Genomic DNA, 12,545 nt, shown 5'->3' on the forward strand with positions numbered 1-12,545 from the left:
AGGGTGAGGGAAACGATGGTTAAATATATAAAGTGGTTGCTGCCGGTACTTTTTATCGCATATTATAGCAGCGTCTCGCTTTTTACGCACGTCCATGTGGAGCATGGTACGACCATCGTGCATGCGCACCCTTTCAAGAAGACGGCGGACGGTACTTGCCATCATCATGCCTCTCTGGCGGAGATACAGTTGTTTCATATGCTCTCGTCTATTCATGCGATGGACGGGGCGATCCATCCGTTTCGTTTGCATTTCTATTCATCACAGATATCCCATCTTTCCGAGTCTCCGGTCTATCCGGATTATGTCGCTTCCGTTGAGGGAGTGCGATACCTGCGGGCTCCCCCGGTTGTTTGATTACATATCCAGAAATCAATATCCGTTTGTAGAGGTGGGGCAGGCCCTATCTCTATATCGGGCATTGGGCGTGCGGTAATTTATGCCGTTGATTCAAATATTGTATTTATCTAAATATTCAAACAACTATTAATCAAGCAATGAATAAGTTTATTACACTTATACTATGCCTGTGCTGTATCTTTACGTCAGCGTGGGCAGAGGGAGACGATCATGTTTCCTTGAATCCTTCCGACGCTAATATCGTAGGTCATATCCTCGATAAGAAAACAGGAGAGCATCTCTCTTTTATCAATGTCTATCTCCACGGTACGACAATCGGTACGACTACCGACGCTACCGGTCATTATTATATGAAAAATCTTCCCGAGGGGAAATACACCTTGGTCATGAAGTCTATCGGTTATAAGACCGAGGAGAAGACGGTGACTCTTAAGAAAGGGAAAACCTTGGAGATTAATTTCAATGCCGAGGAAGACGCTGTCTCCTTGGACGGAGTTGTCGTATCGGCAAACCGTAACGAGACGACCCGCCGTCTGGCTCCTTCCTTGGTAAACGTGCTCGACTCTAAGGTGTTCGAGACCACACACGCCACTTCCTTGGCCGACGGCTTGAATTTCCAGCCCGGCGTGCGTGTGGAGAATAACTGCCAGAATTGCGGTTTCCAACAAGTGCGTATCAATGGTCTGGAAGGCCCTTATACCCAGATCTTGGTGGATAGCCGGCCGATCTTCAGCGCCCTGACCGGCGTATATGGCTTGGAGCAGATCCCGGCGAATATGATCGAGCGGGTGGAGGTGATGCGCGGAGGAGGCTCGGCCTTGTTCGGCTCGTCCGCTATCGCCGGTACGATCAATATCATCACGAAGGAGCCGATGCGCAACTCTGCCCAGATCGCCCATTCGTTGACGATGATCGGGGGAAGCCGCCCAGATAACAATACCACCGTGAACGCCTCGTTGGTGACGGACGATCATAAGGCGGGTATCTACCTCTTCGGGCAGGGCCGTCACCGCGCCTCTTACGACCATGATGGCGACGGCTACTCAGAGCTTGGTAAGTTGGAGGCGAAGACCCTCGGATTCCGTTCCTACCTAAAGACCAGCAATTACTCCAAGCTCACTTTCGAGTACCATAACATCAGCGAGTTCCGCCGGGGCGGTAATTTATTGGATCTTCCGCCTCACGAGACGGATATCACCGAGCAGACCGACCACCAGATCAACGGGGGAGGCCTGAAATTCGATCTTTTCTCTCGTGACTATCATCATCGGCTGAATGTGTACACCTCCACCCAGCATACGAAACGCCAGAGTTATTACGGCGCCGGAAAAGACCCGAACGCCTATGGTAACACGACGGACATGACCTTTATCGGTGGCGCCCAATACTCCTACGAATGGGACAAATGCCTTTTTATGCCCGCTACCTTTACGGGAGGTGCCGAGTATAGCTACGATGATTTGCAGGACGAGATGCTTGGTTATAACCGTACGATCGCCCAGACCGTGCATATCGGTAGTGCTTTTGCCCAGAACGAGTGGAAGAATGATCGTTGGAGTTTCTTGATCGGTGGCCGTTTGGATAAGCATAATATGATGGATCACGTGATCTTTAGCCCTCGTGCGAACGTGCGTTTCAATCCGACGAAGGATATCAACCTGCGTATGTCGTACTCCAGCGGTTTCCGGGCTCCTCAAGCGTTCGACGAGGATTTGCATATCACCGCCGTGGGTGGCGACGTGGCGATCATCCAGATCTCCCCGGACTTGAAGGAGGAGAATTCGCAGAGCGTGAGTGCTTCCGTAGATTTCTATCATCGCTTCGGCCCGGTTCAGGTGAATTTCTTGGTGGAAGGTTTCTATACGGATTTGCGGAACGTGTTTATCTTGGAGGAGATCGGCCGTGACGAGGATAATAACCTGCTGATGGAACGCCGTAACGGAAAGGGTGCCCGTGTGATGGGTATCAATCTGGAGGGTAAGATGGCCTATTCTTGGATGCAGATACAGGCGGGCGCTACCTTGCAACGGAGCCGTTACAAGGAGGCGGAGCAATGGAGCGAGAATCCGAATATCACTCCGCAGAAGAAGATGTTCCGCTCTCCGGACGTATATGGTTATTTCACTTCTACCTTCACGCCGGTCAAGCGTTTCTCCGCTTCCTTGACGGGTACATATACGGGAAGTATGTTGGTGCAGCACTTGGCGGGTTATATCCCGGAAGATCGTGAGGAGAAGACTCGTGATTTCTTCGACTTGAATCTCAAGCTGGCTTATGACTTCCCGATCTTCAAGTCCGTGACTTTACAGGTAAATGCTGGAGTCCAGAATATCTTCGACTCCTATCAAGATGATTTCGACAAGGGAGCGCACCGGGATGCCGGGTATATCTATGGCCCGGGGATTCCCAGAAGTTATTTCGTGGGGTGTAAGATCAGTTATTAAATACTCGGCGAGCCTCCGCGGGGCTATTCCTCCACTATTCTCTCTATATAATTTGGCGGCAGGGTGGTGCGTGGCACTTTCATGCCGCCAAACCATTTATGCAAAGGCAAATCGAAACCAGTTCCATTCATGTAATTATAGAGGGAAACGCGAAGCCCCTCGCTGAAAAGCTCCGGATCGCAGCCGGATAGCGCCTCGAACTGTACGTCATTACGGGCGAATCCGCCAAAGGGAGGCTCCGTGACACGGCAACTGTACTCGGCGGGGTGCAACCCCACAGGGCTATGCGCTGTCATGGCGAAACGATGCCAAAATCCGGATTGAATCAGCCCAAGCTCAAACATTTGCCGGACCGTTTCTAAGGAATCTATGGTTTCTTGAGCGGTTTGGGTCGGGAAACCATACATCAAATAGGCATGGACCATGATGCCTGCCCCGGTAAAGTTGTTGGCGACCCGTGCCACTTGAGCCACTGTCACCCCTTTATTTATCAGCTTCAGGAGTCGGGGAGAGGCTACTTCCAGACCTCCCGACACGGCGATGCAGCCACTTCGTTGGAGAAGGTCGCATAGCTCCTCGGTATAGCTTTTCTCAAAACGGATATTTCCCCACCACACGACGGTCAGCCTGCGGCGGATGATCTCCTGCGCCATTTCCCGTAGCAAGGCGGGTGGGGCGGCCTCGTCCACGAAATGGAAACCGATCTCGCCGGTTTGCTCGATCAAGCGCTCCATACGGTCTACCAAGGTCTTGGCCGTATTCGGCTCATACCGTTTGATGTAATCTAGCGAACCGTCGCAGAAGGCGCATTTCCCCCAGTAGCAACCGTGTGCCAAGGTCAGTTTGTTCCAGCGGCCGTCGCTCCAAAGCTTGTGCATCGGGTTGGCCATTTCCATGACAGAGATGTATTTGTCCAGTGGCAAGCCTTCGTAATCCGGGAATCCGGTCTCGTTTTGCCGGCAAGCGGGATAAGCGGGGTTGTCTTGATAAACGACCCGGCTGCCGCTCTCGTCCAAGGAGAAGGTGCGTACCAGTTCCTCTTTGGGGATCGCCCCGTCCAGATAGCGCAACGTTTGGTAAAGCGGGTCCTCTCCATCATCCAGCAAGAGGTAATCGATGTATTTGAAGAAGCGGGTATCCGTGATGGAGCGAAGTTCCGTATTCACGAAACCGCCTCCCATAAGGATCGGGATATCGGGATGTGCCTGCCGTAGCCATTGGGCGAGCCGGAGGGAACTGAATAAATTCCCCGGGAAAGGTACGCTGAAAGCGATCGCCTTAGGCTTGCTCTCGGCGATGTGCTTTTCCAATAGCGGTTGCGTCAGGCGGTCGATAAAGCCGAAAGTTTTTTGGAGGGCTTCCTCGATCTCGTCGAAGGAGGAGGCGCAGCGGCCTAGATGCTCGGCATATCGGCTGAAACCGAAATCCGGGTCGATCGTTTCCCGGATCAAGTCGCAGAGATCCTCCAGATACAAGGTTGCCAGATAACGGGCTTTATCCCGTAATCCCGAAGTACCGAACGCCCATTCCAGCTCCTCCTCGTTTTGGCTCCCGCGATCGCTTTCTGGAAGGTAATTTTGATTACAGATGCGATAAGCGAGAGGATCGTTCTTTCCTTGAAGGAAAGCGACAACGGCGGTTATCGTGTCGATATACCGTTGCTTATTAGCCAGCATCCCCCGGACTTTAGCCGGATATTTACCTTTCCGTCGCTCGATCTCGGCGAATAACTCCCCGAGACCCTGCGTGGAAAACAAAGTCAAGATTGTCTCGATACCCAGATCGGTCTGCCCGGCACGTACACCCTTTGCCTCCAAATAACCTTTTAGGTAAGCCGTGGAAGGATAAGGCGTATTGATCTGCGTAAACGGAGATAAAACCAGAAGAACCGAAGCTAATCCCATATCAACTCAACTAATTTTCAATTATTCAAGCTATTGTTGATAGACTCGATATAGTCCAGAATCTCATCCCGTCCCTCTTTCTTCTCTGAGGAAGAGAGGAAGATCGGAGGAAGCTCTTCCCAAGTCTCCAGTAATTTATCCGTATAGACTTTTAGGTTCTCTTTCAAGCGTCCCTTGCTGATCTTGTCGATCTTCGTGAAGATGATGGAGAAAGGAACCCCGCTCTCACCCAGCCATTCCATAAACTCCAGATCGATCTTTTGCGCCTCGTGGCGGCAGTCCAAAAGGACAAATAGGTTGGTCAGTTGCTCGCGATCGAGGATATAGTTCTCGATGATACGTTTCAATTGCTCCCGGTTCTCCTTGCCTCGTTGGGCGAAGCCATACCCCGGAAGATCTACCAGATACCACTCGTTATTGATAAGAAAATGATTGATAAGTAAAGTCTTACCCGGTGTTTGCGAAGTCATCGCCAAGCCCTTCTTGTTGGTAAGCATATTGATCAAGGAGGATTTGCCTACATTACTTCGTCCGATGAAGGCATACTCCGGCTTATTACCCTCGGGGCATTTCCTTACGTCTGTGTTACTGATAACAAATTCTGCGCTTTTAATTTCCATAAAATATAAATTAATGAATAATGAGTAAATGAATAATGGCGAGACCTAATTCTCAATTTTCAATTTTCCATTTTCAATTGCCGAAAGCCACAGCCCGGCGAACGTGATGCCTCCGTTTACCATAAGCATCTCGTAGCCGAACGTATAGCCTGCGTATTGTTTCACCAAGAAATCCGTGGCGAGGCAAATCAACGGGGAGGCTATACAGATATAGGGCACGTATTTGTCACGGGGGTTCCGCTTCGTGAAAAGCCCGAAAACAAACAGCCCCAATAGAGGACCATACGTGTACGACGCTATCATGTAGATCGCGTCGATAACACTCCGGTTATTTACGGCCTTGAACGCCAAGATGATCAAGACGAACAAGACGGATATCATCACGTGTACCTTTAGGCGGGTACGTTTCGCCCTTTTCGCTTCCTCTCTCTGCACGCCGAGGATATCCACGCAAAAAGAGGTGGTGAGCGCTGTCAACGCCGAGTCGGCGCTACTGAAAGCCGCCGCTATGATACCGATCGTAAAGAAGATCAAGATACTCCCGCCCAAGATCCCCGAGGTACAAAACATCGGGAGGATATCGTCGTTGAGGGTTGGCAACTGGATGTTCCGCTGTGCCGCCAATGTCAGTAGCAGTACCCCCAACGCGAGAAACAAGAAGTTGACCGGCGTGAAGGCGAAGCCATATGTGTACATGTTTTTCTGGGCATCCTTCAAGCTCTTGCAGGAGAGGTTCTTTTGCATCATGTCCTGATCCAGCCCGGTCATGACGATCGTGATAAAGATACCGCTGAAGAACTGCTTGAAGAAGTTCTGCGTACTATGCCAATCGCCAAACTCGAAGATACGGAAATGAGGACTTTCCACCAAGGTCTGCGCCATACCCCCGAAATCCAGTCCCATCTTGTCCTTCACCTGCCAGATGATCACGATCAACATTGCCACGAGACAAAGGGCCTGCAACGTATCTGTCCAGATGATCGTCTTGATGCCGCTTCGGAACGTATATAGCCATACCAGCAGGATACTGAGGATAGCGGTCACGGCGAATGGGATGTTCCAAGCGTTGAACACGTAGGTTTGCAAGATCAAGACCACCAGATATAAGCGTGCGGCCGCCCCTACGATCTTCGAGAGCAGGAAGAATGAGGCCCCTGTCTTGTACCCCCTTCTCCCGATCCGGTCATCCAGATACGAGTAGATGGAGGTAAGTTGCAACTTATAGTATAGCGGTAGCAATACCTTGGCTATAATGATATATCCCACGAAGAAGCCTAATACAGTCTGCATATACGTCATATCGATCGCCCGCACCATGCCGGGTACCGATACGAACGTCACCCCCGATAAGGATGTCCCTATCATACCGATAGAAACGATATACCAAGGTGATTTCCTGTTCCCGAGGAAGAATGCCTCGTTGCTGTTATTACGTCCCGTGATCCATGCTATCAGCAGCAAGACGGCGAAATAGGCAGCGATAATAAAAAGGATCATATAGCTGTTCATGTATTGCTAACTTCTGTCTTCTTCTGCGCAAAGATACGGCTTTACTTTGAAATAACCGGCATATGCGTGGATTCTACCGTGATGGGTTTCTTGAAGCCCTTTAGGTAGTCCATGAAAGCGTCGGTCGATATGATACCTAAATTATCGAATTCCGGGATCTCGTAGCCCTTGAATAAAGAGGCGTCGTACCCGTCTCCGCCATCGGTGATGAAAGCGTCTAGGGTCACCACGCAAGGGGTATTGTCCTCGATCTCGGTCTTTTGCTCGTCTCTCGTATAGACTATTTTCTCGATCTTATTTCCGCTTAGGGTAAGCGTGAGGTCGGAGGATTGAAGGAAACCGTTCGGATTCTTCCGTCCATCCTCCAATAGCTTCTTCAACCGCTTGCCGTCGAAACGATAGGCAACGATAGCGGAGCCGAAAGGCAGGATGTTGCCGGCACGCAGTCGGGTGATATCCCCTTTCGGGAGGGCCGCACGGATACCTCCGTAATGGTTTACGCCGATCACCGGCTGATCCTTGTAAGCGGGCATCTCTTTTTGGAAACGCTTGGCGTAAGCGGCCGTGACCAACGCCCCGATAGGCGTATAGTCGAACTTATTGATGGTACGGTCGTGGATCAAGGCCTCTTTTGCCGTGGCAAGTTTCTCGTTCAGCCGATATTTATCCATGATCTTCTCCACGGCCTCTCGCATCTCCGGGTTCTCCTCGCAGGCTACACGCACGGTATCCCCTTGGATGAAAGAGATATCCCGGTGTCCGTTGAAATCTTGTATTTGGAACAGCAGTTTCCCGATATGGGTACCGTTTACGCCGGCTTGGATGATGGGGATGTTATTGATTTTATCGAGCACCAGCTCATGCGAGTGGGCGGATATGATGGCGTCTACCTTATCGATGAACGGCAGTCCTTGGGCGTTCTCCTCGGTGATGCGGTAAGGCATTTTCATATCCGTGCCGATGTGCATCAAGAGGATAATCATATCGATCTGGCCCTCTTTCTTTAACTGGTAGACGGTTTGTATGCACGCCGCTCCCAGCGGATGCGTGAACTGAAGCCCTTTCAGGTTCTCCGGCTTGGTCTTGACGTAGGTGTCCGTCGTGGTCAGTCCGATGAAGGCTATGCGCAGGGAGGAGCCATCTTTCAACTTACGCTCTACGATACGGTAGGGACTCAACCAGTCGGGGTGAGTATATCTCTTCTCTTCGGTGATATTGGCGGCCACATGGGGGATATTCAAGGCGGCGGTGTCCACTAGATAAGGAAGCCCCCAGTCGAACTCGTGGTTACCGATGGCGGACATTTCCACGTCCATCGCCTCGTACATCTCTTTGATAGGCTCGCCTTTCGTGATCTTGGAGAAATAGCTTCCGCTGAAATTATCTCCGCCTGAGACAACGATGGAATGCGGATAGCGTTGCTTCTCGTTTTGTGTCATTTGTACCAACCGGGCGGCTCCCGGCGTGATCCCGTCAGAGGCGAAAGCCCCATGGAAATCGTTGAATGAGAAAATGGCTAAAGTGTCTATCGAGCTGGACGGGGTGGCGATATCTTGTGCGAATAGGGGAGCGGTTAGCGCGCTGCCTAGCAAAAACGCCGATACGAATTGTTTTTTCAGTCCCATGGTTGTATGTATTAATAGGGACAAAAGTAGGAAAAATAACGGGATTCACCGAGGAAAACGCCTGATTCGTCGAATTCTTTTTGATCGTTTTAAACCTTCGGCCTACCTTTGTGTCATAGTAATAGCTCGTGAGAGTGAAAGCGAACCGGTTGTTCATCATAACCGGGAAATAGGTAAACATTAAGTCAAAGGGCCGCCGTCCGGATAAGATGCGGCCCTTTTGATTTATTCGGACTTGAGGTTGTTTACGGGATTGTCGTGGGTGGTACGGAATACGTTATATCCGGAAACCGCCAGTATGACGGTGAGTACCAATACGCCTCCTCCCACGAATAGATACCAGGATAGCTGGATCTTTTCCGAGAATTGTTCTTGCCATTTTTGGGAGATATAGAAAGCGATACCGCAACCTAGTAAGATGGCCGGCAATGCCATGGTGATGATATCTTTCAAGAAAATATGGAGTATGTCTTTTACCGTGGCTCCGTTAATCTTGCGGATCGCCATTTCTTTCCGGCGACGGTTCACCTCGTCGTTCGTGTATCCGATCAATCCGATGAAGACGATCAGCAAGGTGACGATGCCACCGATCATGACGGAGTCACGGAATTTCCGGGAGGAGGTGTATCCTTCCAGCATCTCGCTCTTGAAGGAGATCACGTTGAGTTCTTTATCCGGGATGAGTTGCCCCATTAGATCCTGTGTCTTGCGTAGGGCCTCGGAAGAAAGGCTATGGTACCGAATGACCATATGTTGGGCTGCCCCTTTCGTATAGAACATGATCTTGGCTCGCGGATCTTCTGCCGCTATGGAACCTAGGCGGAAATTCTCGAATACGCCCCGGATCGTGAAGAGAGGCATCGACTCGGACTTGGTATCGTGTCCGGTTATTTGTACCGTCTTGCCCACGGCTCCATCCTTCCAGTCGGCAAAAGGTTTCATGTATTCAATGAAATCGCGGCTCACCAGTATCTCTTGCGAGGAGGTGGTATTCTCTGTGAAGTACTGTCCTTCTACGATCGGGATTTCCAATACGTTCAGGTAATCGTTTCCTACGTCGTAGAGGTCGGCGATGTTGAATAGTTCCCGGTCGTCTCCCGGAAGATAGACGTTATTGCCCGAGGCTCCCCAGAAAGGAAGGTTATAGCAAGTCGTGATGGCGTCTACCTCGGGCAATCTCTGGGTTTCCTCGATCAGTTTGGCACGCCCCGTGGAGTCTACGGCGCCGATATACACATAGGCGAGGTTCTCAGGATTGTATCCCGGATGATCATTCACCATATGGTCGTATTGCTTGCCTACCACTAGCAATAAGGAGGCGAGGAAGCTGATTGCCGTGAACTGGAAGAACAAGAGTCCCAGTTTCCAAAGGCGGCGTGCTTCACGAATACTCCGGAAAACAGCCGCTACAGGAATGCGTCCTAAGAACCAGCCGGTAGCTATGCCCGTAGAGATAAGTACGACTATGACCGTGAGGCATATCGCCCACATACCCGTGGATAGGAATAACGATCGGACTCCCGTGCCGATCAGCTCCTTTATAATTCCTTGAAATCCTAGGATCAAAAGTACGACCAGCACTAGTGCGACGGTGACGTGGGTCCCTACCTCGGACAACGCCATACCTTGGATATCCTTACCGCTCGCCCCGTAACATTTGCGTACGGCCATCTCTTTCGTGCGGTTCACGATGGAGGAGATCACGATCAATATATAGTTCATTACGGCGGTGAAGATCAATACGAAGGCGATGAACGAGAGGATCAAGGCCATACGTTTGGCCATATCGTCCTCCATATGTACGTTGAGTAGTTTGTGGAAGGTGAAGGTCAGTTCCACGCCGGCTTTCTTAAGGTCGTTTACGGGGAAATGCTTGTCGATCATCTGTCTCATTCCCGCTTCCAACTGGGCCTCTGTCGTACCCGGCGATACCTTGACATAACTTTGGTAGCGGTCATTTCCGGTTAACATATGGGTTCCGTCCCACATGAACTTGCTGATGGAGGAAAGGGATACGATAATGTCATAACTCTGTTCGGTGTTGTCCGGTAGTTTCTTGAATACGCCGCCTATCGTGAGGGCTTGTCCCGGTGCGTCGTCAATCTCGAAGCGTTTTCCCATCACGTTACCGCCGATACGTTCGGCGATCTCGTCGGATACGAGCACGTACATGGGTTGGGAGAGAACTTGCTTAGGGTCTCCGATGAGCATGGGACGGGGCAATACGTCGAAAAGACAACTGTCCGCTAGGATGAAGGTCGCTTTGAGCCGATGCTTGTTGTCGGACATCGTAAAAGGGGAGCTTCCCCGGAAGTACGTATAGCGTGTGGCGGCCTCGATCTCCGGTGTCTCTTGTTTCAAGAGGGGGATTACTCCGGCGGGCGTTTGCCCGTGGTCGCCCACTTCTCCGTTCATGAAAAATTTCTCATATACTCGATAGATCCGGTCTCCGTCCGGATAGAAGTTATCGTAGGTGTTCTCGAAGTGGACTTTAGCGATCAGCACCAAGCCGATGGTCAGTCCTATACCCAAGGAGATAATCTTCATTACATTGTGTTGCCCTCTCTTAAAAAGGGAGCGAATTGCGATCCCGATGTTTTTCATATTGTTATTGTATTATTTTCCGGTAAGATAAAATCAAATACCGTGCCATTGTGTTTATGTGGTTGAAAAACAGAGGGGTGAGTAGCGTACGATTGTTTATGAGTGTCCAATAATTGGACAAGGGTGTCCAAAATCTGGACACCCTTGTTTAATACCTTTTCTCAATAGAGGCTCCGGGGAAATAATGCGTGAGGATTTTCCGGTACGAATACCCTTTGGTTCCCATCACGGCGGCTCCGATCTGGCAAAGCCCTACGCCATGTCCCCATCCGGCTCCTGTCAAGATGAAGCGGGAGGGGATATCGAGGCGGATATCCTTTTTGTCGACAACAAAGGCCGAGCTGTATAGATGCGTCTCGGATAATGTCCGGCGTATCTCAAGCTCTTTGCCGATGGTGAACGAACGGCGTACCCCTACGATCTTGAGTTTCGTGATACGTCCGGACGAACCTCTTTCCAACGGTACAAGATCGATGATCGGCCCGAAATCCATACCCGTTTTCCGGTGGATCAACCCCGATAGTTCTTCTTGCGTGTATTCTACTTTCCAACGGTAGAAATCCGTGGTCTCTTGATCGTAGTTGTTTAGCACTTGGCTAAGGATCTCCTTGTCCGTCGTATTACAGAAGGCTTCGGGTGAGGTACGTATCCATTGTTCCGCTTCCCGCTCGTCCGTCAAGTCGGGATAGGCGGGAGTCTCGCCGTCCCTCAATGCGGTAAGATAGGAGTGGGGAACCGGTTCCCAGCAATTCTCGAATTTCTCGGTCACGCCTCCGCAGCATTTCGAGAAGCGGGCGTCGCAGATCGTATCGTTATCCATCAATACCTCTCCACGGGTCTCTTTGATCACCTCCCTGACTATCGGGTTCGATGCCCGGGTAATACCTTGGTAACGCTGGCAATGGTCGTCGGCACAGACATCGAACAACTCATGGTCCTCCCGGTCGTACCAGCGGATCAAGGTCTCGTTGTCGCGGTAACAACTTTTATAGGGCGTAACCGATCCGTTCAAGTTGAAATTCTTCTCGACCTGTGCCAAGAGCCAGCTTCGCGAGATCACGGCATGGGCTTTCAGCAACTCTTTGGAGGCGTTGGCGCTCATCTCCGAGGAGATTACGCTGGTAAGGTATTCCTCCACGTCCACTTGGTTGATCGTGACGATACCTTTATCGGTCGCTACGAGGTTCAACGCCCCCTTGAAGCGTTGATCCTCCTGTCGTTGCCAGTGAAAATCCACGCCGATCGTGACTGCCCTCAAGTCGAAAGAGGATTGCGGGTTGGTCGGCTCGAAGAATAGCTCCTGATAAAGCTTCCCATTGTACACGATCTTGCCGTTTACCCAGAGGGCACGTTGCTCGCCTATGGTGAACGTGCCGGTTTCCGTATGTACATACTCTTCGTTAAAAACAAATGAGACCGCTTTGTGGGTCATGATTCCCACATTGATTACAGGTGCTTCCATATCCTTATTCCTTTATT

At 50.8% G+C, this 12,545-nt stretch carries 8 protein-coding genes; 2 read left to right on the forward strand and 6 right to left on the reverse strand.

The window, feature by feature from the left end:
• Window positions 1-3 precede the first annotated feature (3 nt).
• Both NBH16_RS04380 and NBH16_RS04385 read left to right on the forward strand, forming a co-directional pair.
• Entirely contained in the window at window positions 4-357 is a 354-nt protein-coding gene (locus NBH16_RS04380) for a DUF8478 family putative metalloprotein (protein ID WP_044545916.1), read from the forward strand.
• A 140-nt stretch (window positions 358-497) separates the two neighbouring features.
• Window positions 498-2,804 (forward strand): TonB-dependent receptor, encoded by a 2,307-nt coding sequence (locus tag NBH16_RS04385; protein ID WP_250788169.1) that lies wholly within the window; start codon window positions 498-500, stop codon window positions 2,802-2,804.
• Between the two features lie 23 nt (window positions 2,805-2,827).
• Here the strand turns inward: NBH16_RS04385 and NBH16_RS04390 are convergent, their stop codons facing one another.
• The 6 genes from NBH16_RS04390 to NBH16_RS04415 form a co-directional block, all read right to left on the reverse strand.
• A complete protein-coding gene (locus tag NBH16_RS04390) occupies window positions 2,828-4,708 on the reverse strand; it encodes a B12-binding domain-containing radical SAM protein (RefSeq protein WP_250788170.1) in 1,881 nt (626 codons plus the stop codon).
• A gap of 17 nt (window positions 4,709-4,725) precedes the next feature.
• Window positions 4,726-5,328 carry a ribosome biogenesis GTP-binding protein YihA/YsxC gene (gene yihA, locus NBH16_RS04395; protein WP_005856199.1) on the reverse strand — a complete coding sequence of 201 codons (603 nt, stop codon included), beginning with the start codon at window positions 5,326-5,328 and terminating at the stop codon, window positions 4,726-4,728.
• 45 nt (window positions 5,329-5,373) lie between these two features.
• Window positions 5,374-6,837 carry a sodium:solute symporter gene (locus tag NBH16_RS04400; protein WP_250788171.1) on the reverse strand — a complete coding sequence of 488 codons (1,464 nt, stop codon included), beginning with the start codon at window positions 6,835-6,837 and terminating at the stop codon, window positions 5,374-5,376.
• Window positions 6,838-6,878: 41 nt separating this feature from the next.
• Window positions 6,879-8,462 carry a bifunctional metallophosphatase/5'-nucleotidase gene (locus NBH16_RS04405; protein ID WP_250788172.1) on the reverse strand — a complete coding sequence of 528 codons (1,584 nt, stop codon included), beginning with the start codon at window positions 8,460-8,462 and terminating at the stop codon, window positions 6,879-6,881.
• A gap of 225 nt (window positions 8,463-8,687) precedes the next feature.
• Complete coding sequence (locus NBH16_RS04410) at window positions 8,688-11,066, reverse strand: ABC transporter permease (RefSeq protein WP_250788173.1); 2,379 nt, start codon at window positions 11,064-11,066, stop codon at window positions 8,688-8,690.
• Between the two features lie 148 nt (window positions 11,067-11,214).
• On the reverse strand, window positions 11,215-12,528 hold the full coding sequence (locus NBH16_RS04415; RefSeq protein ID WP_250788174.1) for a SpoIID/LytB domain-containing protein: 1,314 nt from the start codon (window positions 12,526-12,528) through the stop codon (window positions 11,215-11,217).
• Between the last annotated feature and the right edge of the window lie 17 nt (window positions 12,529-12,545).

This window comes from Parabacteroides sp. Y3-G-102 (assembly GCF_023656845.1).
GTDB classification, from domain to species: Bacteria; Bacteroidota; Bacteroidia; order Bacteroidales; family Tannerellaceae; genus Parabacteroides; species Parabacteroides distasonis.